This is a genomic window from Kineococcus gurbantunggutensis, assembly GCF_050871925.1.
Classification (GTDB): Bacteria; Actinomycetota; Actinomycetes; order Actinomycetales; family Kineococcaceae; genus Kineococcus.
The window spans coordinates 1-22,458 of sequence record NZ_JBJLSG010000083.1; the positions used below are offsets into that span (position 1 = coordinate 1).

Here is a 22,458-nt window from a genome sequence, read left to right on the forward strand (position 1 = left end):
CCACCCCCCCCCCCGCCCCGGCGCCGGCGCGGCGCCCCCGGGCCGCCCCCGCCGCCCGCCCCCGCCCCCCCCCCCCCGGGCCGCTCAGTGCTTGTCGCCGGTGATGGCGTCCTTCACCTTGGTGACGACGTTCTCGGCCTGCTGCACGGCGCCGCCGACGGCGTTGCCGGGCTTGCCCGGGCCCTGGCTGCCGTCGTAGGTGACGTACTGCAGCGGGTCCGGCGCGGGCAGGACGGCGTCGTCGTCGGTGAGCGGGCGCAGCTCCTCGACGCGGAACGGCTGACCGTCCACGACGCTGTTGCCGGTGGCCCACAGGCCCTCGCCGGCCCTGCTGCCGTTGGTGGAGGTGTAGAAGACGTGCGCGGCGTCGGTGTCCTCCCAGTCGCCGTTGGAGCGCTCGATCTCGCTCTCCACGTAGCCCTCCTCCACCAGCATCTGGATGCCGAGCAGCCACTGCTGCTGGTGGTAGGTGTCGCGCGCGAGGTTGAAGGCGAGCATGTCCTTCACGCCGCGGTCGTCGGTCATGTTCGCGATGCGGCTGGTCATCAGCCGGCTCTGGCCCTCCGCGGCCGCGTTGGAGCGGAAGTCGGTGAGCAGGTTGCCGCTGGCGATGATGTAACCGGCGTTCCAGGGGTTGCCCAGGCTGTCGGTGGGACGGGCGCCGCCGCCGGAGACGATGGCGTGCTGCGGGTTCTGCCCGCCCAGCACGGCGGCCAGGACGGGGTTGGCGGCCGCGGCCTTCTGGGTGGTCTCGCCGGGCGCGCCCTCGAGCAGGCGGGCCAGCATCACGGTGAGCATCTCGACGTGCGAGATCTCCTCCGTGCCGATGTCCAGGATCATGTCCTTGTACTTGCCGGGGATGCGGCAGTTCCAGCCCTGGAACAGGTACTGCATCATCACGGTCATCTCGCCGAACTGGCCGCCCAGGATCTCCTGGAACTTCGCGGCGAACAGCGCGTCGGGCTTCTCGGGCTTGGCGGTGAACTGCAGCTCACGGGTGTGGCGGTACACGCGTGCTCCTCTGCTTCGTCGCTACCTGGTCAGTTCTTCTCGTACGCGGCGAGGGCGTTGCCCAGACCGAAGAACGTCGGGGCCCACTGGCCGACGAAGATGCCCCAGCGGTCGGCGCGGTCGATGCCGGCGCCCTTCTCCTTCTCCTTGGAGATCAGCCAGGACGTGAACGACAGGCCGATGCTGCCGAAGGCTGCTGCGTAGGCCCACTCGGACTTGATGCCCGCCTCGTGCAGGTACTTGACCACGTGCGCTCTCCTTCTGGACGTCGTCGCTCGTGACCTCCCCCTACCCGCGTCCGGCGGGTTCAACCGCGCCGTCCCTGCCGTCCTGCGCGGGGCCGGCGCGGCCACCGCGGCAGGCGCCGGCGACGCGCCCCGGGGGCGCCCGGCTCGGCGCCGGGCAGGGTCCACGGGGTGGGGGCCACCGCCTCCGGGTCGGGGTCGGTGCCCCCGCGGCCGACCCGCAGCACGCCCAGCGCGCGGCGCAGGAGGGTGACCACCGCGCCGGCGGTCTGCCGGTCCCGCTCGTTGGTGTACTCCGCCGCCGAGACGGCGGCGGAGAGCCGGCGCACCTCCTCGCGCAGCGTCGCGGCGGCGGAACCCCCCTCCCCGGCGTCTCCGCCGTCGTCCCCGCCGTCCCCGTCGTCCTCGCCGCCGAGCGCGCGCGCCGCGGCCGCCGCCGCCGTCAGGGCCGCGGCGACCTGCTGGCGCAGCACCGCCTCCATGGCCACCTCCCGCTCGGCGGGGTTCTGCACCTCCACCAGCAGGGCGGTGAGCTCCTCCACGCGCAGCGCCAGGCTGGCCAGCACGAGCACGCGCTCGCGCCGGCGCCGCACGGCGTCGCGGTGGCGGCGCGCGCGCACGTTGGCGCGCAGCGAGTCGCGCACCTCCGCGTCGCGCTCGCGCGCCTGCTCGCGCAGCGGCTCCACCGAGCGCAGCCGCGCGCTCCACTCCCGCGCGCTGGGCGGGGTGTCGCGGCGCAGGCCCTCGGCCAGGTCGTCGAGCTGGTCGGCGAGCACGTCCGCCAGGCGCTGCGCGGCGCGGTCGGACTGCAGCAGCGGCAGGTCCGGCAGCAGCGCGTTGACGCCCACCGCGACCAGCCCGCCCAGCAGCGTCAGGCCGCTGTAGGCCGCGACGTAGTCGACGGGGTCCTGCGCGCCGACGATGAGCACGAACACGGCGGCGCTGAGCACCCAGCTGCGCTGGGAGCCCAGCACCGCCCAGCCGGCCAGCAGCGTGGCGGTGAACACCACGACCGCCACGACGGCCAGGCCGGGACCGAGCAGGGCGTGCGCGCCCAGCGCGAGCAGCCCGCCGAGCAGGATGCCCGCCACGGCGCGCAGCGAGTTGTCGATGGAGGAGCGCACCGTGGTGTACGAGCCCACGACCGCGCCCAGCGGCGCGTAGTAGGGGTACGTCTCCGCGGCGGTGAACGGCAGCCACAGCGCGAGCTGCCACGCCAGGGTGGCCGCCAGCGCGGTGCGCACCGCCAGGCCCAGCCGGGGCCGGCGGCCGAACAGCGTCCCGCGGGCGGCGGCGCGCAGCGACCGCCCGCGGAGGACCGGGCCCTCCACGCGGGCCACTGTGGCGCGGACCGCGCCCGTCGGCACCCCGCGCCGCTGCGGATCTTTCTCGGCGCCGCACGTTTGGGCACCCCCGCGCCGGGTAGTGAACACCCCAGCAGAGGGACCACGACCGGCCGCACGGGCCGGTCCCGGCGAGGGGGAGGACGGACGTGGGAACCACCGACAGGGCCCAGCCCCCCGCCGGGGGTCCCGAGGCGCAGACCGACGAGGCCGTCGACGAGGTCGGCGGTGCTCTCGGCGCCGCGCAGCACGAGGCCGACGACGCCATCGGCGGCGACCGGGGCGCGTGAGCCCGGTCACCGCAGCAGCACCCCACAGGAGGAGGCGAGCATGTCGACGTACGACGTGACGGGCGGATCAGGAGCGACCGCGGCCGGTGCCGGCGGCACCGGCGGCGCTGAGGACCGCGCCCGGCAGACCGCGGGTTCGGCCAAGGAGCAGGCCGGCCAGGTGGCCGGGACCGCGAAGGAGCAGGCCGGCCAGGTCGCGGGCACCGCCAAGGAGCAGGCCGGCCAGGTGGCCGGGACCGCCAAGCAGCAGGCGAGCGAGGTCGCCGGCACCGCGAAGCAGGAGGCCGGCCACGTGGTCGCCTCCGCCCGCGAGCAGCTCAGCGACGTCCTCGGCCAGGCCGAGGCGCAGGCCAGCGACCTGCTGGGCGAGCTGCGCAAGCAGGTCGACGAGCAGACCAGCACCGGGCGCGACAAGCTCGCCGCCCTGCTCAGCCAGGCCGGTGAGGAGCTGGCGCAGATGGGCCGCGCCAGCGAGGGCTCCGGCCCGGCGACCCAGCTGGTGCGCCAGGCGGGCGACCGCGTCGGGGCGTGGGGGCAGACCCTGTCCTCGCACGAGCCGGCCGAGCTGCTGGACCAGCTGCGCACCTACGCGCGCCGGCGTCCGGGCGCCTTCCTGCTGGGCGCGCTGGCCGCGGGCCTGGTGGCCGGCCGCGTCACCCGCGGCGCCAAGGCCGCGCACGACGGCACCCCGTCGGCGCAGGGCCGCGAGCTGGAGCCGCTGAGCACCGCGCCCACCCCCGGCACCGCGCCGGCCGCGGGCACCGGCACGCACACCGGCACGCACACCGGCACCATCACGGACCTGCGCGGCAGCGACCTGTCCTCGACCTACGCCTCCGGCGTGACGGGCATGGGCACCACGACCGCCCCGGGCACCGGCACGGGCCGCCACGTGGGCACCGGCACGACCGACGAGGCGGTCTCCCGCTACGGCGAGGACCCGAACGAGGACCTGCTGCCGCACCACATCCGCTCCGACGTGCCGTCGGTGTCGGACGCGCCCTCGCACGGATCGCGGCCGTGAGCGGGGCGACCAGCGCCCCGCGCCCGGACACCGGCGGCGGCAGCGGTGGCGAGCGCTCGATCGGTGAGATCTTCTCCAGCATCACCACCGAGCTGTCCACGCTCGTGCGCCAGGAGATCGCCCTGGCCAAGACCGAGTTGCGCCAGGACGCCAAGAACGCCGGCCGCGGCGCCGGGTTCCTCGCGGGCGCCGGCGTGGCCGGGCACCTGTTCCTGATCTCGCTGACCGCCCTGGCGATCCTCGCCCTCGGGCACCTCATCGGCCACGCGTGGGCGGCGCTCATCGTGACCGTGGTGTGGGGCGTGGTGGCCGCCGTGCTCGCCAAGAGCGGGCAGAAGGCGCTCAAGCAGGTCCCGCCGCCGCTGGAGCGGACGACCACGACACTCAAGGAGGACGTGCAATGGGCCAAGCACCCGACGACGTGACGGGCCACGCCGGCCCCGGCAGCCCCGAGCAGATCGAGACCGAGATCGCGGGCACCCGCTCCGCGCTCAGCGCCGACCTGGACGAGCTGACCGAGCGCCTGAGCCCGTCGAACGTCGCGCACCGCCAGGTCGACAAGGTGAAGGACCGTGCCGTGGGGCTGAAGGACCGCGTGATGGGTTCGGCGCACGACGCCGCCGACTCGGTGATGGGCACCGCGCACGGTGCCGCGGACTCGGTGCGCGGCACCGCGGGCGACCTGCGCGAGCGCGTGGCCGGCACCGCCGGTGACGTGCGCGACGCCGCCGGCAACGCCCGCGGTGGTGTCGCGGGCAGCGCGGGCGACGCCAAGGGCGCCGTCACGCAGAAGACGCGCGGCAACCCGCTCGCGGCGGGCCTGGTCGCCTTCGGCGCCGGTCTGCTCATCTCCTCGCTGATCCCGGCGAGCGAGAAGGAGACGCGCGCCACGGCCAAGGCGCTGGACGCGGCCAAGGAGCACGGCGGCGGCGTCATCGACGCGGCCAAGGAGCAGGTGCAGGAGGTGCGCAGCACCCTGCAGGAGCAGGCGACCTCCGCCGCCCAGGACCTGGCGCAGAGCGCCAAGGAGGGCGCCCAGGCCGTGCGCTCGGACGCGCAGGACGCGGCCGCCCACGTCAAGGAGCACGGCCAGTCCGCGGTGGGCGAGGTCAAGGACCAGGGCCAGTCCGCCGTCGGCGAGGTCAAGGAGCAGGGCCAGTCCGCGGCCGGCGAGGTCAAGGGCCAGGGCCAGTCCGCGGCCGGCCAGGTCCGCGACACCGCCCGCAGCTGAGCACCGGCCGCGCGGCGGCACGGACGGCACGGACGGCACGACGACGGGCCCGCCCCCTGCCGGGGGGCGGGCCCCCGCACGAGGAGGACGCGTGAGCACCGGACCGCACGAGGGCACCGACCTGCCCGACCAGGAGGACGCCGTCCAGGCGAGCACGGACGACCTCGTCGACGAGGCGTTCGACACCGACGACGCCGACGCGCCGTCGGAACCCCTCGGGGACACCCACACCCCGTGAGTCGCACCCGGCCCGGGGCGCCGCGCTCGACGCGCGCCCCGGGCCGCGGAGCGGGAGAGTGGAGGACATGAGCAAGACCACGCAGCGCAACGGAACGGGGACGGACGGCTTGTCGGTCCAGCACGGCTCGCGGGGCGAGCAGGCGGAGTCCCCCCAGCAGATCCCGGCCAAGGGGTGGGTCCAGGTCTCCAAGCGCGCGTGGCGCGAGGCCAAGGACGACCAGGTGCCCCTGCTGGCGGCCGGCGTCGCCTTCAAGGCCTTCCTGGCGATCTTCCCGGCCCTCACCGCCGCCTTCCTGCTGTGGAGCCTGTTCGGCGACCCGCAGGCCATCACGAACCAGATCAACGGGATCTCCGCCATCCCGCAGGAGGCCCGCGACCTCGTCACCCGCCAGGTGCAGGCCGTCAGCGAGAACCAGTCCAGCGCCGGGTGGAGCGCGGCCCTGGCCATCGTGCTGGCGCTGTGGAGCGCCTCCAGCGGGGTCCAGAACCTCATGTCGGCCACGAACATGGCCTACGACGAGAAGGAGACGCGCGGCTTCGTCAAGGTCAAGGGCACCGCCCTGCTGCTGACGGTCGGCGCGATCCTCTTCATGCTGCTGGCCGTGGCGTGCATCGCGGTCGCCCCGGTGCTCGTCAACGCCCTGGGCGCCAGCGGGGTCGTCAGCGTCGTGGTCAACGTCCTGCGCTGGGTCCTGCTGCTCGTCCTGGTGCTGGTCGCCCTGGCCGCGGTCTACCGCCTGGCCCCCGACCGCGACGCGCCGAGGATGAAGTGGACCTCCGTGGGCGCCGGCGTGGCCACCGCCCTGTGGCTGGTCGTCTCCGCCGGCTTCTCGATCTACGTCAGCGTCTCGGGGAACTCCTCGTACACCAAGAACTACGGGGCCCTCGCCGGCGTCGTCGTCCTGCTGATGTGGCTGTGGCTGACCAGCTACGCCATCCTCCTCGGCGCGGAGATCAACGCCGAGTCCGAGCGCCAGACCGACCACGACACCACCGTCGGCGAGCCGCAGCCCATGGGCCAGCGCGACGCGGTGGCCGCCGACCGCAAGCCCGAGGACCGCTGACCCGGGGAGCACCGCCCCCCGGGCCCGCGGGCCCCTCAGCGCAGCCGCACGTTCACCGCCCGCCGGTGAGCTTGCGGCTGCGCTGCTGCTCGCCGGGGACGCCGTAGGGGTAGTCCGCCGGCTGCGGGTCGCTGGCGCTGTCCAGCGCGTCCAGCTCGTCCGCCTCCAGCTCCAGGTCGGCCGACCCCAGGTTGTCGCTGAGCTGCTCCAGCGTGCGGGCGCCCAGGATCACCGAGGACACCGACGGCTGCGCGGCCAGCCACGCCAGCGAGACCTGCGCCATGGACGCCCCGCGCGCCTCGGCGACCTGCTGCACGGCGGCGATGACGTCCCAGGTGCGCTGCTGGGCGTTGCGCCGCGCGTACGCCTCCACGCCGCGCTCGGGGTTCTCGCCCAGGCGGGTGGCGCCGGTGGGGGCCTGGTCGCGCGTGTACTTGCCCGACAGCCACCCCCCGCCCAGCGGCGACCAGGGCAGCAGGCCCAGGCCGTTCTCCTCCGCCGCCGGCACGATCTCCCACTCGATCTCGCGCACGAGCAGGCTGTACTGCGGCTGCAGCGTCACCGGCCGCACCAGGCCGGAGGCGTCGGCGGTGCTCACGGCCTTCTGCAGCTGCCAGCCGGTGAAGTTCGACAGCCCCACGTTGTGCACCTTCCCGGCGCGCACGAACGCGTCGAGGGTCTCCAGGGTCTCCTCGACCGGCGTCCACGGGTCCCAGGCGTGCACCTGGTACAGGTCGACGGCCTCCAGGCCCAGCCGGCGCAGCGAGGCGTCCAGGGCGCGGGTGAGGTGCCGACGCGACAGGCCGACGCCGTTGGGCTCCCCCGAGGTGGGGAAGCGCCCCTTGGTGGCCAGCACCACGCGCTCGGTGACCTCGGCGGGCCGCGCGGCGAACCACGCGCCCACGATCTCCTCGGAGGTGCCGGCGCTGTAGACGTCGGCGGTGTCGACGAGCGTGCCGCCGGCCTCGACGAAGGCGTCGAGCTGGGCGAAGGCGCCGTCGCGGTCGGTCTCCGCGCCGAACGTCATGGTGCCCAGGGCGAGGTGGGAGACGGCCGTGCCGCTGCTCCCGAGGGTCCGGTACTCCATCGTCGGTTCCTCCAGACGGGTGGTCTGCGGGGGCGGTCCCCGCGCCCATCCTGCTCCCGGGCACCCGCCCGGCTGCGGGCAGGGCCGCCCCCCCGGCACCCTCAGCCGGCGGCCGGGCGCGGACCGGGCTGCTCGGCCCACGCGCCGAGCGCGCCGTCGTAGCGCCAGTAGCGCACCACCACCTCGCCGGCCGCCGAGGCGCGGGTGACGAAGACCTGCCCGTCGTCGAAGAGCGGGTTGCCCAGCAGCACCGGGTCCCCGTCGCCCTCCTCCACGCCCGCGCGCGGCACCAGCCGCCAGGCGCCCCCCTCCTGCTGGGCGGCCACCACCGCCTCCACCCCCGAGTGCAGCGTGCCGCCGCGCAGGTGCACCACCGCGTCCGGCCACCGGCCGCCCGTGAGGCGCCGCCACTGCACGGTCCCCTCCCCGTGGCCGGCCAGCACCGGCCCCGGCAGCTCCAGGTCCGCCAGCACCGCCCACGCCGTGCCGTCCCAGGCGCGCAGGTGCAGCGTGCTCGCCACCTCGTCGCCCGCCACCAGCGCCGCCAGCTCCGGCCCGCCCGGTGCGGCCGGGGTGCTCGAGGTGACCTCGGCCCCCAGCGACCCCGCGAGCTCCGTCAGCGCCGCCGCGGCGGCGTCCCCGGTGGCGGTCGCGGCGGCGTCTACGGTGCCGGCCGCGGTCGCGGTGGCGGTGCTCGCGGTGCTCGCGGTGGTCGCGGTGGTCGCGGTGGTCGCGGTGGTCGCGGTGGTCGCGGTGGTCGCGGCCACCGGATCGGCCGGGGCGGGGCCGGCGCACGCCGTCGCGGCGGCCAGGAGCAGCAGGAGCGCCGCGGCGCGGCGGGGGCGGGGGCGGGTGGACGTCGTGGTGCGGTGGGTCACGTGCAACGGACGCGCCGGCCGGCGCGTCCGTTGCACGTCGGGCCGATCGGCCCGCGAGGACGGGAGGACGCGTGGACGGCGAGCACGACGCGCTGGAACGGCGGCTGCGCCTGCTGGGCGCCGAGGGGCCCGGCGTGGACACCGCCGCGCTCGCGGCCGGGGCCCGCGGGCGCGCCGCGGGCCTGCGCCGCCAGCGGCGCCGGCGCCGGCTGGCGGCCGGCGCCCTGGCGCTGGTCGCCCTGGCGGTGCCGACGGGCCTGTCCCGGTTCGACGACGAGCGGGGCACCGCCCGCACCGAGGTGGCCGGCCCGCCGCCGGCGGCCGCGGCGGTGCCGCCGCAGGCGCTCCTGGACACCGCGGCCGTGGCGGCGGTGCTGCCCGGCGCGGTCGAGGACCCCGCGACGCGGCGGGGGCCGCTCGCTGAGCCGCTCACGGCCGGGCTGTGCCGGGACGACACCTCCTCGGCCGCGGGCGCGCTGCTCGCCGGCCGGGCCGCGCGCTGGGACGCGCCCGGCACCGTCGCGCAGCCGCTGCCGCAGGCGGTCGACGAGCAGGTGCTCCTGCTCGCCGGCGACGGCGCCGCCGCCCACCTGGCGCAGGTGCGCGAGCAGGTCCCCGGGTGCGCCGCCGGCGCGCTGGAGACCGGTCCCTGGGAGGTGCGCGAGGAGGCGGGCATCGGCGAGGAGTCGATCACCGGCTGGGCGCTGGCGCAGGAGCTGGACGGGGTGGACCCGCAGTGGCGGGTGCGCGTCGTCGCCCGCGCCGGCGACGTCGTCGTGCGGCTGGACACGACCGTCTTCAGCGCCGACGCCGCCACGGCCGTGCGGGGCGCCGAGGACCTGACCGCCGAGGCGCTGCGCCGCGCGAGCACCGGGGTGGTCCGGTGAGCAGCGCGGTGCAGCAGGCTGCCGGTGTGCTGGCCTTCGAGGACTTCGTGGCCGCCCGCGGCCCGGCCCTTGTGCGGCTGGCGCGCGGGCTGCTGCGAGACCCCGACACCGCCGAGGACGTCGTGCAGGACGTGCTGGCCAAGGCCCTGCTGAAGTGGGGGCGGGTCTCGGCCGCCGACGACCCGGTCGCCTACGTCAACCGCATGGTCGTCAACGCCTCCACCTCCTGGTGGCGCCGCGCGGCGCGCCGCGAGCGCCCGGTGCCCACCGAGGAGCTGCCCGAGGCAGGCGGCGCCCCCGACGCGAGCGGGCGGCTCGCCGACCGCGACGAGCTGCTCACCGCGCTGCGCGCGCTGCCGGTCAAGCAGCGCACCGTGCTGGTGCTGCGCTACTTCGAGGACATGCCCGACGAGCGCATCGCCGACCTGCTCGACGTCACCACCGGCACGGTGCGCAGCAACGCCCACCGCGGCCTGGCGGCCCTGCGCGGGGCGGTGCAGCGCTGAAACGCCCCGCGCGGGGCCGCCGCCCCGCGGCGTTGCGCCGCCCGCCGTGATCGCCCAGCATCGGCACGTGCCCGACGCCGCGAACGACGCGCCCTTCGACGTCCACGTGCGCGGGACGGTGTTCCTGGACATCGTCTTCACCGGCCTGGAGGCCGAGCCGCGGCTGGGCACCGAGGTGTGGACCTCCGGCATGGGCTCGTGCCCCGGCGGCATCGCGAACATGGCGGTGGCCGCCGCCCGGCTGGGCCTGCGCACCTCCCTGGCCGCGGCCTTCAGCACCGACGCCTACGGGCAGTTCTGCTGGGAGACCCTGGGCGAGCAGGAGGGCGTGGACCTGTCGACCTCGCACCGGGTCGACGACTGGCACTCGCCGGTGACGGTCTCCCTGGCCTACGGCGGCGACCGCGCGATGGTCACCCACGAGCACCCCCCGCCCACCCCCGACCCGGTGCAGGTCCCGCCGGCGCGCGCGTGCCTGGTGCACCTGGAGGCCCACCCGCAGCCGTGGGTGCTGCGCGCGGAGAGCCAGGGGGCGCTGGTGTTCGCCGACGTGGGCTGGGACTCCTCCACGCAGTGGAGCCCGGACGTGCTCGCGGGCCTGGAGCACTGCTACGCCTTCCTGCCCAACCACGTCGAGGCGATGCGCTACACCCGCACCGACGACGCGCAGGCGGCGGTGTCGGCGCTGGCCGAGCGGGTGCCGGTGGCGGTGGTCACCCGCGGCCCGGACGGCGCCGTCGCCGTGGACCAGACGACCGGCGAGAGCGCGCAGGCCCCCGGGCTGCGGCTGGAGGCGCTGGACGCCACCGGCGCCGGGGACGTCTTCGGCGCGGGGTTCCTCACCGCCACCCTGGCCGGCTGGCCGCTGGGGGACCGGCTGGCCTTCGCGAACCTGTGCGCGGGCTTGAGCGTGCAGCAGTTCGGCGGGTCCCTGTCGGCGCCGGGCTGGGGCGACATCGCCGACTGGTGGTCGCACCTGCGACTGGGGCCGCGCACCTCGGCCACCGCCGAGCTGGTGCGCCGCTACGGGTTCCTGCACGACGTGCTGCCCGCCGAGCACGGCCGCGCGGTGCGCCGCGCCGGGGCCACGCTGGCGGTGCGCAACGACCTGCCCCAGGGGCCGGCCGCCCCGGCGAACGGCGCCTGACGGGCGGCCCGCGCGGCCGCGGGCCATCATCGGCACGTGGACGAGCAGCTGCCCATCGCGCCGGAGGAGACCGCCGGCGCCCCCGCTCCCGCCCGCGCCGCCGGCAGGCCCGAGCGGCCCGGCGCGGGCGCCTGGGTGCCCGGGGGCGCCGGCGTGGAGCAGCTGCGCGAGGCGGCGCGCGGGTGCCGCGGCTGCGAGCTGTGGGAGCCGGCCACGCAGGTCGTCTTCTCCGCGGGGGACGTGCACGGGCGCCTGGCGCTGGTGGGGGAGCAGCCCGGCGACCAGGAGGACCGGCGCGGCGTGCCGTTCGTCGGCCCGGCCGGGCGGCTGCTGCAGAAGGCGGTGGCCGAGGCGGGCATCGACGTGTCCACCACGTACGTCACCAACGCCGTCAAGCACTTCCGCTTCACGCAGGAGGCCCCGGGCAAGCGGCGCATCCACGCGAGCCCGGACGTCGCGCACATCACCGCCTGCCGGCCCTGGCTGGCCGCGGAGCTGGCGCAGGTGGACCCCGAGGTGGTGGTGTGCCTGGGCGCCACCGCGGCGAAGGCGCTGCTGCCCAAGGACTTCCGGGTGACCAAGCACCGCGGCCAGCTCATCCGGCTGAGCACCTCGCGCGGGGAGAAGACCTTCATGGGCACCATCCACCCCTCCGCGGTGCTGCGGGTGCCCGAGGCCGAGCGCGACGCGGCGTACGCGGCCCTGGTGGCCGACCTGCGGCTGGCGGCGGGGGCCCTGAGCTGATCGCGGGCCCGGCCGTGCCAGGATAGATACATCATGGACACAGCCGAGGTGCGTCCTGGCGCCACCACCCCCGCCCCGCCCGCCGCCGAGCGCGTCTACGCCGAGGTCAAGGCGGCCATCCTGGACCGCTCCCTGCCCGGCGGGCACCTGCTCACCGAGGGGGAGGTCGCCGAGCGCGTCGGCGTCTCGCGCACCCCCGTGCGCGAGGGCCTGCTGCGCCTGCAGGCCGAGGGGCTGGTGCACCTGATCCCCAAGCGCGGCGCCCTGGTGGTGCCCGTCTCGCCCGCCGAGGTCGAGGACGTCCTGGAGGCCCGCGAGCTCGTCGAGGTCCACACCGCCGCCCGCGCCTGGCAGCTGCGCTCGGAGCTCACCGCCCCGCTGGCCGCCCACCTGGCCGACATGCGCACCGCCCGCGAGGCCGGGGACGGCTGGGCCTTCACCGCCGCCGACCGCGCCTTCCACGCCACGCTCGTGCGCGCGGCCGGCAACGCCATCCTCTCCGGCCTCTACGACAGCCTGCGCGACCGGCAGATGCGCATGGGCGTGGCGATCGTCGGCGGCTCGCGCGAGCGCATGGGCACCACCCTGGAGCAGCACGCCGCCCTGCTCGAGGCCCTGGCCGGCACCGACCGCGAGCACTGGCTGGACCTCGTGCGCGAGCACGTGCGCACCGCCGGGCAGCGGCTGCGGAGCGCCCGGTGAGCGCCGCGCGCGGCAGCGCCCCCGCCGCGGAAGACCGGGTGCGCGGGGCGTGGCTCGTCTTCGCCGTCGGCGCCCTGGCCTACGTCGTCACCGTCGCCAACCGCACCTCGCTGGCCGCCGCCGGGCTGGAGGCGCAGGAGCGCTACGCCATCGGCGCCGGCGCCCTGTCCAGCTTCGCGGTGCTGCAGTTCCTCGTCTACGCCGCCCTGCAGGTGCCCGTCGGCGTCCTCATCGACCGCTGGGGACCGCGCCGCCTGGTCGTCCTCGGCGCGGCCACCATGGGCGCCGGCCAGCTCGTGCTGGCGCTGAGCACCCAGACCTGGCAGGCCGTGCTCGCCCGCGTCCTGGTCGGCGCCGGCGACGCCGCCACCTTCACCTCCGTGCTGCGCGTGGTCACCAACTGGTTCCCGCCGCGCCGGGTGCCCGTGATGACCCAGCTCGTCGGCCTCTTCGGCCAGCTCGGGCAGGTGTTCAGCTTCGTGCCGCTGGTGGCGCTGCTGCACGGGCCCGGCTGGACGCCCGCCTACGCCGGCATCGCCGCCTTCAGCGTCCTGGCCGCCGTCCTGGCCCTGCTGGTGCTGCGCGACGTGCCCCCGGGGGCGCCGAACCCGCGCAGCACCCGCACCGCCCGGCAGGTCGCCGCCGACCTGCGCGAGTCGCTGCGCCAGCCCGGCACCCGGCTGGGCCTGTGGTCGCACTGGGCCACCCCCTTCGCAGGCAACGCCTTCGCCGCGCTGTGGGGCTACCCGTTCCTCGTCTCCGGCCAGGGGCTGAGCACCGGCACCGCCGGGGCGCTGCTGACCCTCTACACCGTCACCGCCGCCGGCACCGGCCCGCTCATGGGCGCCCTGGTGGCGCGCCACCCGCTGCGCCGCTCCTGGATCGTGCTGAGCGTGGTGGCCGCGCAGGCCGCGGTGTGGGCCCTCGTGCTCGCCCTGCCCGGGCCCGCCCCGCTGCCGGTGCTGGCGCTGCTCGTCGTCGTCATCGCCACCGGTGTGCCCGGCTCGATGATCGGCTTCGACTACGCCCGCACCTCCAACCCCGCGCACCGCCTCGGCGGCGCCACCGGCCTGACCAACGTCATGGGGTTCACCGCCACCGTCGTGCTCGTGCTCGCCGTCGGCGTCGTCCTGGACCTGCAGGGCGCCGGCAGCCCCGCCACCTACTCCCTGGACGCCTTCCGGCTCGCCTTCGCCGTGCAGTTCCCGCTGTGGGGCATCGGCGTGGCCGGCATCCTCGTCAGCCGCCGCCGCACCCGCGAGCTGCTGGCCCGCCAGGGCGTGGTGGTGCCGCGCATGCGCGAGGCGGTGCGCCGCGACCTGGCCGCCCGCCGCGCGCGCCAGGGCGCCGGGCCCGCGGACTGACCCGGCCCGCTCAGCACAGCCAGTCCAGGACGGCCGCGGCCGTCCAGGACTGCTGCATGCTGCCCAGCGGCTCGCCGTTCAGCGGGTCGTAGTACTCCGCGAAGTCGCCCGCGCCCACCAGGCGCAGCCCCTCCTCGCGCAGCACCGCGGCCCGCTCCGCCCAGCCGCGCCGCGCGAAGGACCAGTGGAACAACCAGGCGATCACCGGCCACTGCGGCCCGCGCCAGTACTCGCGCGGGCGGAAGGCCGCCGAGGCCGGCGACGTCGACGGCGGCACCGCCGCCACCAGCTGCGGGTGCCCGCACCAGCGCTCGCCCTCGAACTCCGCCAGCAGCGCCGCCTCCCGCGCCCGCGGCAGCCCCCCGCACAGCAGCGGCGCGAAGCCGGCCACCGTCTCCGTGGACAGCCACTGCCCGGTGCGCGCGTCCCGGTCGCGCGCCAGGCCCGTGACCGGGTCCACCGACTCCAGGACCCCGGCGCGGAAGCGCGCCGCCCAGGCGCGCAGGTCCGCCACGTCGCCGCCCGGCTGCCCGCGCTCCTCGCCCAGGTCCGCCAGCACGTCGCAGGCCACCGCCAGCAGCGCCGAGACCAGCACGTCCTCCACCGCGAAGCTGACGCGCTCGTGCACCAGGGCGTCGTCGTAGCCCACGCGGCGCATCTCCTCGATGAGCCACAGGTAGCGGTCGTACTCGCGGTCGCTGGGGCGCATCGAGGCGTCGGTGACCACGAGGTTGTCGCGCCGCTGGTACGGCGGCAGGTCCGCGCCCACCACCACCCGCGAGTACGGCCCGTCCCAGCGCGGGGAGTTGTCCATGCCCGACTCCCACCCGTGGTGCAGCACCACCCGCCCGCGCCCCTCGGGGTCGCGCGCGGTGGCCAGCCAGCGGTGCCAGGCCACCAGCGGCCGCCAGGCCCGCTCCACGAACTCCCCGGCCGCCTGCCGGTCCGAGCGGCCCTGCCGCCGGGAGGCCTCCACGATGCGCTGCATCGCGATCGCGTGCACGGGCGGCTGGCAGATCCCCGACGTCGCCGGGTACGGCGGGGCGCCCGGCACCCCCAGGTGGCAGCCCCACCGCTCCGGGCCGGGGAAGTAGCCCGTGGCGTCCGGGCTGAACACGATGTGCGGGATCATCCCGTTGCCCCACTGCGCGCCCAGCAGCGTGTCCAGCTCCAGGACCGCCCGCGGCACCGACAGCCGCGCCAGCCCCACCGCCACGAACGCCGCGTCCCAGCTCCACATGTGCGGGTACAGCCGCGGCGCTGCCGAGGTCATGGTCCCCAGGTCGTTGCCGCGCAGCACGTAGGCCGCGCGCGCCGCCAGGAGCTGGGAGGTCAGGCGGGCCGGCCGGCGCGCACCGGGCACCCGCTCGCGCAGCGGCACCTCGCCCGGTCTCGGCACCTCGCCCGGTCTCGGCACCCCGCCGCCGCGCGCCGCCTGACCGCTGCGCTCCACCTCGGTGCTCACGGGCCGCCTCCCCGCGCCGGGACGGGACCCACCGCCGGCGTCGTGGCGCCGATCCCACCGCGCCCGCGCACCGCGCGCAAGCCGCCGCGCGGGTGCGGCCGGCCTCAGCGGCCGTGCTGCCGTTCGCCCTCCGGTCGTCGGGCGTCCACCACCGCGTCACCGCGCCGCTGCGCGCGCACCCGCCGGACCCGGCGCAGCACCGCCCAGGCCAGCACGCCGGCGATCGCCGCGTAGAACACGTAGTCCAGGTAGTGCCCGTACTGCTCCACCAGCTCGTACTGGGTGCCCAGGGCCATGCCCAGGCCGATGAGCAGCCCGTTCCACAGGCCCGAGCCCAGCACCGTCAGCAGCGAGAACTTCCACAGCCGCATGCCCGCCGCGCCCGCCGGCAGCGAGATCAGGCTGCGCACGCCGGGGATGAACCGGCCGGTGAACACCGCCGCGCCCTCGTGGCGGGAGAACCACTCCGCCGACCTGTGCACGTCGTCGGCGTCCATGAGCGGGACCCGCTCGGCGATCGCCGCGGCCCGCCGCAGCCCGATCACCCTGCCGACCCAGTACAGGACCAGCGAGCCGAGGAACGCGCCCAGGACCGACAGCGCCACCACGGGGAAGAGCTGCAGCACGTCCTGCTGCACCTGGTAGCCGGCCAGCGGCAGCACGACCTCGCTGGGGATCGGGGGGAAGACGACCTCCAGGAAGCTCAGCACCCCCACGCCCGGTGCCCCCAGCGACGCCACGGTGTCCAGCACGAAGCCCGTCAGGCCGCCGGTCTCGCCGCCCCCGGCGGCCCGGCTCGCGGTCTGCAGCATCACGCTCATGCGTCGGTTTCCTCCGTGGGCTCCGCCTGGGACTGCGCCCCGGGCGCCCCCGCGGGCGCACCGGTGCTCAGCGCGGCCACCGCCGCGTCCGTGACAACGCTCGCACCGGCGCGGAAGTGCCGCCCCTCCTCGCCGGCCACCAGCCGGGCCGGCGCCGCCCCGCCGGACAGGGCCCGCACCAGGGCCCGCTCGGGCAGCTCCTCCTGCGAGGCCACCAGCAGCGCGTTGCCGTAGCGCCGCCCCCGGAAGACGCCCGGCTCGGCCAGCACGGCGGTGTGCGCGAACACCTCCGCCGCCGTGGCCAGCTCCGCGCGCGCGTGCGGCATCGGCGGGCGGTCGGCGAGGTTGGCCACCCACACCCCGCCCGGTGCCAGCACGCGCGCCACGTCGCGCAGGAACTCCACCGTCACCAGGTGCGCGGGCACCCGGTCGTGCACGAACGCGTCGCGCACCAGCGCGTCCTGGCTGGCGTCCGGCAGCGCCGCCACCCCCGCCCGCGCCTCGGCCACCTTCAGCCGGAAGCCGGCCGAGGCGCTCGCGCCGAAGCTGCGGCGCACCAGCTCCACCAGGCGCTCATCGACCTCCAGCACCAGCTGGCGCGACCCCGGCCGGGTGGCCGCCACGTACCGCGGGAACGCGCACCCGGCCCCGCCCAGGTGCACCACCCGCAGCGGCCCGGGCGGGTGCACCGCGTCCAGCACGGCCGCCGTCCACTGCTGGTACTCGAACACCAGGTGCTCGGGGTCGGCCAGGTCCACGTAGGAGCTGGGCACGCCGTTGACGAGCACCAGCCAGCCGTCGGGGTCGTCGCGGTCTCGCTCCAGGCGCACCGTGCCGGTGCTGATGAGGGCCTCGCCCTCCTCCGGCTCCGGGCGCCGGGCGGCGGCGCGCCGCGGCTGCGGGCGGGGACGGGGCGAGCGGGGCACCCGCCGATCCAACCAGCCGTGCGCGGCGGCCACCCGGACGGAGCAGCGCGGACCCGCCGGGACGGGCGCTGAAGTCCGCGCCGCCTCCTGCCGAGGAAGAGGGCATGTTCGCGTTCCTGCAGGCGGCCCTGCTCGCCGTGTTCCTCGTCCCCTTCGTGCTCGAGCGCCGCGCGCGCCGCCGCCGGCCCCTGGACCCGGCCCTGATGCCGCTGGCCGACCGCCCGCCGGCCGCCTCCGTGGACAGCCTGCCGCGCCCCTGGGCGCGCCGCCGCTACGCCGTCGCCGGCGTGGACGAGGTCGCCGCCTACCTGCGCGCGCAGGACAACGCGCGCTGACGCACCCGCCGCACCCGGCGCCGCGCGACCCCCGGGCACCCGCCCGCCGGCGCGCGCCGCGCACGCCCTGCGGTTAGCGTTCCCGGACGGCCCGGTCACGTCCGGCCGGCCGGAGGAGGGACGGACCAGTGGCACGCCGCGACGCTCAGCGCCAGGTCGACACGACCGGGGCGGGAGGTGCCGACGACTCCCGCGCGGCGGCCCTCGTGCAGCGCCTGCTCTCGATCGGCATCGACGGCAAGGGGCCCTTCGACGGGGCCGCGCAGGTGGCGCGCGCGGCGCGCGCCGAGCACCCCACCACGGAGTCCGCGGTGCACGCGGTCGTGAGCCGGCACACCCGCCTGGTCGCCGCCAGCGGCTTCGCCACCGGCGTCGGCGGCCTGATCACGCTCCCCGTCGCCCTGCCCGCCAACGTCGTCGGCTTCTACGTGCTGGCCACCCGCGCCGTCGCCGCCGTGGCCGAGCTGCGCGGCTACGACACCAGCCGGCCCGAGGTGCGCAGCGCGGTGCTGCTGACCCTGGTGGGCGCCGACGCCACCGACGTGCTGAAGTCCGCCGGCCTGCCCAGCCTGAACATCGGTGGCCGCCTGGCGTCCCTGGCGACCCGGCGCTGGCCCCCGGCCGTGCTCATGCTCGTCAACAAGGGCGTCGGCTTCCGTCTGCTCGCCCGGCTGGGCACCGGGGGCCTGGTGCGCGCCGGCAGCCGCGCGGTGCCCTTCCTCGGCGGCGCCATCGGCGCCGGCGCCGACGCCGTCATGCTGCGCCGCATCGCCAAGCACGCCGAGCACGCCCTGCCGCCGGTCTCGGGCGCGGAGGGCCCCGGGGCGCAGCGGTGAACCGCGGCGCCGCCCCGGCCGCGGTCCCGGCACCGGCCCGCCGCCGCTCGGCGCTGGGCGTGCTGTGGCGCACCGCGCGCTCCGGCACCCGCCCCGGCACGCCGGGCCTGGCCGCCCGCGCCCGCTCGCTGCCGGCGATGGTGGCCGACAGCGCCGGCGGCCGCTACCGCGGACCGGGCCGGCTGCGCCTGGCCGGGGCCGCCGCCGGGCTCGCCTACCTCGTCTCGCCGGTGGACCTGCTGCCCGAGGCCGTCCTGCCGCTGCTCGGCGTCCTCGACGACGGCGTGGTCGCCGCGTGGGTCGCCGGCTCCCTGCTGAGCGCCACCGAGGACTACGCGGCCTGGCGCGAGCGGCGCGGCACGGCCCGCGGTCCCGCGCAGCCGGTGCACCCGCTGCGCTGACCCGGCGCACCCGCTCCGACCGCCTCCACCGTCCCGGCACCTCCTGAGGCGCGGCGCCGGGGGAGTCGCAGGGCGCCGCCGGCGCGGTGGCGCCCGCACGGCTGTGGAGCGCGGCCGGCCCGCGCGCGGCGCCGGGCACGGTGGCGCCGTGACCGCCGACCCCGCGCCCCCGCTCGTCCTGTCCGGCCCCGGTGAGCTGCTCGCCGTGCTGCCCTACCGGCTCGGCTTCCACCCCCGCGACAGCCTCGTGCTCGTCGAGCTGGCCGGCGGCGCGGAGCCCGGTGGCACCCGCCTGGGCGCCGTCGTGCGCGTGGACCTGCCCACCGCCGCCCCCGGCGCGCTCGACGAGCCGGCCGCCGCGGCCGCCGCCGAGGCCGTCACCCACCTGCTGCGCGCCCGCCGCGCCGCCGGGTCCTGCGCCGGGGCGGCCGGGCCGGTGCTCGTGGTCTGCTACGACGGCACCGGCTCCCCGGCGGACCCGGACCCGGACCCGGACTCGGGCGCGGACCCGGGCGCGGACGGCACGGACGGGGGTGCCGGCACCGGCGCCCCGGGGGCGCTGCGCACCGGCCCGGCCGGGGCCGCGGCGGTGGCCGCCGCCCTGGAGCGGTTGCGCGCCGAGGGCCTGCCGGCCGGGGAGGCGCTGCTGGTCGCCGCCGGGCGCTGGCGCTCCCTGACCTGCACCGACACCGGCTGCTGCCCGCCGGCGGGCCTGCCCCTGGACACCCCCGCCGCCGGCCGGGTGGCCGCCGAGGCGGTGGGGCGGGGCCTGTGGGCCGCCGCGGACCGCACCGCCGCGCTGCCCGTCACCGCCGCGCTGCCGGTGCCGGTGCAGCGCGCCGCCCGGGCGGCGCAGCGGGCGGCCGCCGCCGCGCCCTGGACCCCGGCGCGCCGCGCGCGGGCGCTGGAGGAGTTCACCCGTCTGGTGCTCGAGCGCCTGCCGCCCGCCGCGCCCGCGCTGCCCGACCCGCGCACGGCGGGCCTGCTGCTCGCCGCTCTCGAGGACGTCGCCGTGCGCGACGCCGCGCTGCTGACCGGCGCCCCCGAGCACCTGCGCGCCCCCGCCGTGGCCGCGCTGCTGCGCGGCGGCCCCGGTGCACCCGGGCCCGGCGCGGCGGCCCCGGTGCACCGCGCCCTGGACGCCGAGCCCGACCCCGGGCGCACCGCCGCGGTCGCCGCGCTCGCGGTGGACCTGGCCCGCCACGCCCCCGGTCGCCGCGGCGCGGGGGCGTGGGCCCTGGCCGCCTGGTCCCGCTGGTCGCTGGGCGACGGGGTCCGCGCCGGCGCCTGCGCCGAGGAGGCGCTGCGGGCCGACCCCGGCCAGCGGCTGGCCCGCCTCGTGGAGTCCGCGCTGCGCGCCGGCCTGCCACCGCGCGGGCGCTGAGGCCGCCGGGCGGTGCGCCCGGCGCACCGGACCGTCCGCGGCGTCTAGTACGGTCGCCGCGGCTGCGCCCGGCCCCGCGGGGGCCGGGACGGTGCCGTCGGGGAGAGCCGTCCAGCCGTGGACGGGCCGGCACCGGGCAGCCGGGTCCAGGAGGGTGCGCGGATGGGGATCGTCGTCGGGTACGTGGCCAACCCCGAGGGGCGCGCGGCGCTGGAGCAGGCCGGCGGTGCCGCCGTCCGCCTCGGCCAGCCGCTGGTCGTGGTGCACAGCCGCCGCCCCGGCAAGGAGGCCGACGCCCAGGAGGCCGAGCAGCTGCGGGCCGTGCACGAGGCCGTGCGCGCGCGCCTGGAGGAGGCCGACCTGGGCCACGAGCTGCGCGAGGTGCCGGACAGCGAGGACCCCGCGGACGACCTGATCGAGGCCGCCGAGCGCTCCGGCGCCGCCCTGATCGTGATCGGCCTGCGCCGGCGCACGCCCGTCGGCAAGCTCATCCTGGGCGCCAGCGCCCAGCGGATCCTGCTCGACGCCCCCTGCCCGGTGCTCGCCGTCAAGCCGGAGGACTGAGCGGCTCCGCGCCCCTGCGCAGCCCCTGCGCAGCCCCTGCGCAGCCCCTGCGCGGGCGCTCGCGGGAGCCCCGGCAGGCCGCCGCCCGGGTGACGCGCGCCCGCCCCGGGGGTGGCCCGCAGGTGTCGCCGGGGTGGCGCGGTGCGCCGCCGGGGGCCCCGTCGTGCAAGAATCGGCGTTTGTCGTCCTCAGTGGGCATGCAACGGTGCCCGCCGGTGTTGACCTTGTCGGCTGCTGCCCGCAGTCCCGTTCCGCCCACGACGAAAGGCAGTCCGTGTCGTCGGTATCGACCTCCCGGCCGCTCCCGCCCGAGTTCGCGTCCGCTCCGTTCCAGGAGCTCCTGCAGCACGGCACCACCCACGGGTTCGTCGACGCCCACGCCGTGCGCACCGCCTGCGAGGACGCCCAGCTCCCCCTGCCCCGCATGAAGGCCGTCCTGCGCGCGCTCGACGACGCGGGCATCACGGTGCGGGTCCCCGAGGCCGCGCCCAAGCGTGCCGTCGCCGCCTCCTCCACGCGCCGCTCCACGGCCACGGCCACCGCGACGAAGGCCGCCAAGCCGGCCCGCCCGGCCGCCAAGCGCGCCGCCGCGCCCGTCGACGGCGAGGCCCCCGCCGCCGCCAAGCCCGCCAAGACCACCACCCGGGCCGCGGCGAAGAAGACCGCCACCAAGACGGCCGCCCCGGCCGCCAAGGACGCACCCGCCGGCGACGAGCCCAGCGGCGATGAGCTGGTCGAGGACGTCAAGGTCGAGGACCTGGTCGTCGAGGACGTCGTGGCCGAGCCCGTCGAGGTCGCCGACGACGCCGCCGAGGAGACCGCCGAGGCCCCCGACGCCAAGAAGACCACCGGCGGCTTCGTCCTGACCGACGACGACGACGACGCCCCGGCGCAGCAGGTCGTCTCCGCCGGCGCCACCGCCGACCCGGTCAAGGACTACCTCAAGCAGATCGGCAAGGTCGCCCTCCTCAACGCCGAGCAGGAGGTCGAGCTCGCCAAGCGCATCGAGGCCGGCCTGTTCGCCGAGGAGAAGCTGCACTCCGGCGAGAGCATCGACCCCACCTTCAAGCGCGAGCTGTGGTGGATCAGCGAGGACGGCCGCCGCGCCAAGAACCACCTGCTCGAGGCGAACCTGCGCCTGGTGGTCTCCCTGGCCAAGCGCTACACCGGCCGCGGCATGCTCTTCCTGGACCTGATCCAGGAGGGCAACCTCGGCCTGATCCGCGCGGTCGAGAAGTTCGACTACACCAAGGGCTACAAGTTCTCGACCTACGCGACGTGGTGGATCCGCCAGGCGATCACCCGCGCGATGGCCGACCAGGCCCGCACCATCCGCATCCCGGTGCACATGGTCGAGGTCATCAACAAGCTCGCCCGCGTGCAGCGCCAGATGCTGCAGGACCTGGGCCGCGAGCCCACCCCGGAGGAGCTCGCCAAGGAGCTCGACATGACCCCGGAGAAGGTCGTCGAGGTCCAGAAGTACGGCCGCGAGCCGATCTCCCTGCACACCCCGCTGGGCGAGGACGGCGACAGCGAGTTCGGCGACCTCATCGAGGACTCCGAGGCGGTCGTGCCGGCCGACGCGGTCAGCTTCACCCTGCTGCAGGAGCAGCTGCACTCCGTCCTGGACACGCTCTCCGAGCGCGAGGCGGGCGTGGTGTCCATGCGCTTCGGCCTGACCGACGGCCAGCCGAAGACCCTGGACGAGATCGGCAAGGTCTACGGCGTCACGCGCGAGCGCATCCGCCAGATCGAGTCCAAGACGATGTCGAAGCTGCGCCACCCCTCGCGCTCGCAGGTGCTGCGCGACTACCTCGACTGACGTCCCCGCCACCGGCCCCGCCGGTCGGGGGGGTGGGGGGCGGGCGCCGGGGGGGGGGGGGGGGCGGGGGGGGGGGGGGGGGGGGGGGGGGGGGGGGGGGGGGGGGGGGGGGGGGGGGGGGGGGGGGGGGGGCGGAGGGGG

At 77.3% G+C, this 22,458-nt stretch carries 26 protein-coding genes; 18 read left to right on the forward strand and 8 right to left on the reverse strand.

Annotated features, from left to right (window positions below):
* Nucleotides 1–84 precede the first annotated feature (84 nt).
* From ACRYR7_RS15415 to ACRYR7_RS15425, 3 genes are read right to left on the reverse strand one after another with little or no spacing between them, the layout of a single operon-like run.
* Nucleotides 85–1,011, reverse strand: coding sequence for a manganese catalase (locus ACRYR7_RS15415; RefSeq protein ID WP_432572992.1), 927 nt, complete (start codon nucleotides 1,009–1,011; stop codon nucleotides 85–87).
* Between the two features lie 29 nt (nucleotides 1,012–1,040).
* Complete coding sequence (locus ACRYR7_RS15420; protein ID WP_432572993.1) at nucleotides 1,041–1,259, reverse strand: hypothetical protein; 219 nt, start codon at nucleotides 1,257–1,259, stop codon at nucleotides 1,041–1,043.
* Between the two features lie 59 nt (nucleotides 1,260–1,318).
* Nucleotides 1,319–2,587, reverse strand: coding sequence for an FUSC family protein (locus ACRYR7_RS15425; RefSeq protein WP_432572994.1), 1,269 nt, complete (start codon nucleotides 2,585–2,587; stop codon nucleotides 1,319–1,321).
* Between the two features lie 161 nt (nucleotides 2,588–2,748).
* Here ACRYR7_RS15425 and ACRYR7_RS15430 point away from each other — a divergent pair, with 161 nt between their 5' ends.
* The 6 genes from ACRYR7_RS15430 to ACRYR7_RS15455 all read left to right on the forward strand — a co-directional run bounded on the left by ACRYR7_RS15430 (nucleotide 2,749) and on the right by ACRYR7_RS15455 (nucleotide 6,448).
* Nucleotides 2,749–2,889, forward strand: coding sequence for a hypothetical protein (locus ACRYR7_RS15430; RefSeq protein WP_432572995.1), 141 nt, complete (start codon nucleotides 2,749–2,751; stop codon nucleotides 2,887–2,889).
* Nucleotides 2,890–2,929: 40 nt separating this feature from the next.
* Nucleotides 2,930–3,913, forward strand: coding sequence for a hypothetical protein (locus ACRYR7_RS15435; RefSeq protein WP_432572996.1), 984 nt, complete (start codon nucleotides 2,930–2,932; stop codon nucleotides 3,911–3,913).
* On the forward strand, nucleotides 3,910–4,338 hold the full coding sequence (locus tag ACRYR7_RS15440) for a phage holin family protein (RefSeq protein ID WP_432572997.1): 429 nt from the start codon (nucleotides 3,910–3,912) through the stop codon (nucleotides 4,336–4,338). The genes ACRYR7_RS15435 and ACRYR7_RS15440 overlap by 4 nt, the downstream gene beginning before the upstream one ends.
* Complete coding sequence (locus ACRYR7_RS15445) at nucleotides 4,314–5,144, forward strand: DUF3618 domain-containing protein (protein WP_432572998.1); 831 nt, start codon at nucleotides 4,314–4,316, stop codon at nucleotides 5,142–5,144. The genes ACRYR7_RS15440 and ACRYR7_RS15445 overlap by 25 nt, the downstream gene beginning before the upstream one ends.
* Before the next feature lie 91 nt (nucleotides 5,145–5,235).
* A complete protein-coding gene (locus tag ACRYR7_RS15450; RefSeq protein ID WP_432572999.1) occupies nucleotides 5,236–5,382 on the forward strand; it encodes a hypothetical protein in 147 nt (48 codons plus the stop codon).
* 67 nt (nucleotides 5,383–5,449) lie between these two features.
* Entirely contained in the window at nucleotides 5,450–6,448 is a 999-nt protein-coding gene (locus tag ACRYR7_RS15455; RefSeq protein WP_432573000.1) for a YihY/virulence factor BrkB family protein, read from the forward strand.
* Between the two features lie 52 nt (nucleotides 6,449–6,500).
* Here ACRYR7_RS15455 and ACRYR7_RS15460 read toward each other — a convergent pair whose 3' ends face one another.
* Entirely contained in the window at nucleotides 6,501–7,535 is a 1,035-nt protein-coding gene (locus ACRYR7_RS15460; protein WP_432573001.1) for an aldo/keto reductase, read from the reverse strand.
* Between the two features lie 101 nt (nucleotides 7,536–7,636).
* Nucleotides 7,637–8,413 (reverse strand): hypothetical protein, encoded by a 777-nt coding sequence (locus ACRYR7_RS15465; RefSeq protein ID WP_432573002.1) that lies wholly within the window; start codon nucleotides 8,411–8,413, stop codon nucleotides 7,637–7,639.
* A gap of 71 nt (nucleotides 8,414–8,484) precedes the next feature.
* On the opposite strand from ACRYR7_RS15465, the gene ACRYR7_RS15470 reads away from it, so the two are divergent.
* The 6 genes from ACRYR7_RS15470 to ACRYR7_RS15495 all read left to right on the forward strand — a co-directional run bounded on the left by ACRYR7_RS15470 (nucleotide 8,485) and on the right by ACRYR7_RS15495 (nucleotide 13,763).
* Nucleotides 8,485–9,300: a hypothetical protein gene (locus ACRYR7_RS15470; protein ID WP_432573003.1), complete on the forward strand. Its 816-nt coding sequence runs from the start codon at nucleotides 8,485–8,487 to the stop codon at nucleotides 9,298–9,300.
* Entirely contained in the window at nucleotides 9,297–9,806 is a 510-nt protein-coding gene (locus ACRYR7_RS15475) for a SigE family RNA polymerase sigma factor (RefSeq protein ID WP_432573004.1), read from the forward strand. Before ACRYR7_RS15470 ends, ACRYR7_RS15475 begins: the two co-directional genes overlap by 4 nt.
* 67 nt (nucleotides 9,807–9,873) lie before the next feature.
* Nucleotides 9,874–10,953, forward strand: a complete 1,080-nt coding sequence (locus ACRYR7_RS15480) for a carbohydrate kinase family protein (RefSeq protein ID WP_432573005.1) — start codon at nucleotides 9,874–9,876, stop codon at nucleotides 10,951–10,953.
* Nucleotides 10,954–11,007: 54 nt separating this feature from the next.
* A complete protein-coding gene (locus tag ACRYR7_RS15485; protein WP_432573016.1) occupies nucleotides 11,008–11,697 on the forward strand; it encodes a UdgX family uracil-DNA binding protein in 690 nt (229 codons plus the stop codon).
* Between the two features lie 33 nt (nucleotides 11,698–11,730).
* A complete protein-coding gene (locus tag ACRYR7_RS15490; protein WP_432573006.1) occupies nucleotides 11,731–12,399 on the forward strand; it encodes a GntR family transcriptional regulator in 669 nt (222 codons plus the stop codon).
* A complete protein-coding gene (locus ACRYR7_RS15495) occupies nucleotides 12,396–13,763 on the forward strand; it encodes an MFS transporter (protein ID WP_432573007.1) in 1,368 nt (455 codons plus the stop codon). The genes ACRYR7_RS15490 and ACRYR7_RS15495 overlap by 4 nt, the downstream gene beginning before the upstream one ends.
* A 10-nt stretch (nucleotides 13,764–13,773) precedes the next feature.
* Here the strand turns inward: ACRYR7_RS15495 and ggh are convergent, their stop codons facing one another.
* From ggh to ACRYR7_RS15510, 3 genes are all read right to left on the reverse strand, one after another.
* Nucleotides 13,774–15,099 carry a glucosylglycerate hydrolase gene (gene ggh, locus ACRYR7_RS15500; protein WP_432573017.1) on the reverse strand — a complete coding sequence of 442 codons (1,326 nt, stop codon included), beginning with the start codon at nucleotides 15,097–15,099 and terminating at the stop codon, nucleotides 13,774–13,776.
* 233 nt (nucleotides 15,100–15,332) lie between these two features.
* Complete coding sequence (locus tag ACRYR7_RS15505; protein WP_432573008.1) at nucleotides 15,333–16,049, reverse strand: DedA family protein; 717 nt, start codon at nucleotides 16,047–16,049, stop codon at nucleotides 15,333–15,335.
* A complete protein-coding gene (locus ACRYR7_RS15510) occupies nucleotides 16,046–16,975 on the reverse strand; it encodes a spermidine synthase (protein ID WP_432573009.1) in 930 nt (309 codons plus the stop codon). The genes ACRYR7_RS15505 and ACRYR7_RS15510 overlap by 4 nt, the downstream gene beginning before the upstream one ends.
* A 104-nt stretch (nucleotides 16,976–17,079) precedes the next feature.
* Here ACRYR7_RS15510 and ACRYR7_RS15515 point away from each other — a divergent pair, with 104 nt between their 5' ends.
* The 6 genes from ACRYR7_RS15515 to ACRYR7_RS15540 all read left to right on the forward strand — a co-directional run bounded on the left by ACRYR7_RS15515 (nucleotide 17,080) and on the right by ACRYR7_RS15540 (nucleotide 22,317).
* Complete coding sequence (locus tag ACRYR7_RS15515) at nucleotides 17,080–17,310, forward strand: hypothetical protein (RefSeq protein ID WP_432573010.1); 231 nt, start codon at nucleotides 17,080–17,082, stop codon at nucleotides 17,308–17,310.
* Between the two features lie 128 nt (nucleotides 17,311–17,438).
* The gene (locus ACRYR7_RS15520; RefSeq protein WP_432573011.1) at nucleotides 17,439–18,146 is read left to right on the forward strand and encodes an EcsC family protein; all 708 of its coding nucleotides are present in this window, start codon (nucleotides 17,439–17,441) and stop codon (nucleotides 18,144–18,146) included.
* On the forward strand, nucleotides 18,143–18,547 hold the full coding sequence (locus ACRYR7_RS15525) for a YkvA family protein (protein ID WP_432573012.1): 405 nt from the start codon (nucleotides 18,143–18,145) through the stop codon (nucleotides 18,545–18,547). The genes ACRYR7_RS15520 and ACRYR7_RS15525 overlap by 4 nt, the downstream gene beginning before the upstream one ends.
* A 148-nt stretch (nucleotides 18,548–18,695) precedes the next feature.
* A complete protein-coding gene (locus ACRYR7_RS15530) occupies nucleotides 18,696–19,931 on the forward strand; it encodes a DUF4192 family protein (protein ID WP_432573013.1) in 1,236 nt (411 codons plus the stop codon).
* A 162-nt stretch (nucleotides 19,932–20,093) separates the two neighbouring features.
* A complete protein-coding gene (locus ACRYR7_RS15535) occupies nucleotides 20,094–20,495 on the forward strand; it encodes a universal stress protein (protein WP_432573014.1) in 402 nt (133 codons plus the stop codon).
* 274 nt (nucleotides 20,496–20,769) lie between these two features.
* Nucleotides 20,770–22,317: an RNA polymerase sigma factor gene (locus tag ACRYR7_RS15540; RefSeq protein WP_432573015.1), complete on the forward strand. Its 1,548-nt coding sequence runs from the start codon at nucleotides 20,770–20,772 to the stop codon at nucleotides 22,315–22,317.
* Nucleotides 22,318–22,458: the final 141 nt, after the last annotated feature.

Bases quoted from the DNA above. Each gene is read 5' to 3' on its own strand.
- ACRYR7_RS15505 (WP_432573008.1), bottom strand. From the start codon at position 16,049: ATGAGCGTGATGCTGCAGACCGCGAGCCGGGCCGCCGGGGGCGGCGAG.
- ACRYR7_RS15490 (WP_432573006.1), top strand. From the start codon at position 11,731: ATGGACACAGCCGAGGTGCGTCCTGGCGCCACCACCCCCGCCCCGCCC.
- ACRYR7_RS15445 (WP_432572998.1), top strand. From the start codon at position 4,314: ATGGGCCAAGCACCCGACGACGTGACGGGCCACGCCGGCCCCGGCAGC.
- ACRYR7_RS15455 (WP_432573000.1), top strand. From the start codon at position 5,450: ATGAGCAAGACCACGCAGCGCAACGGAACGGGGACGGACGGCTTGTCG.
- ACRYR7_RS15435 (WP_432572996.1), top strand. From the start codon at position 2,930: ATGTCGACGTACGACGTGACGGGCGGATCAGGAGCGACCGCGGCCGGT.
- ACRYR7_RS15460 (WP_432573001.1), bottom strand. From the start codon at position 7,535: ATGGAGTACCGGACCCTCGGGAGCAGCGGCACGGCCGTCTCCCACCTC.
- ACRYR7_RS15515 (WP_432573010.1), top strand. From the start codon at position 17,080: ATGTTCGCGTTCCTGCAGGCGGCCCTGCTCGCCGTGTTCCTCGTCCCC.
- ACRYR7_RS15535 (WP_432573014.1), top strand. From the start codon at position 20,094: ATGGGGATCGTCGTCGGGTACGTGGCCAACCCCGAGGGGCGCGCGGCG.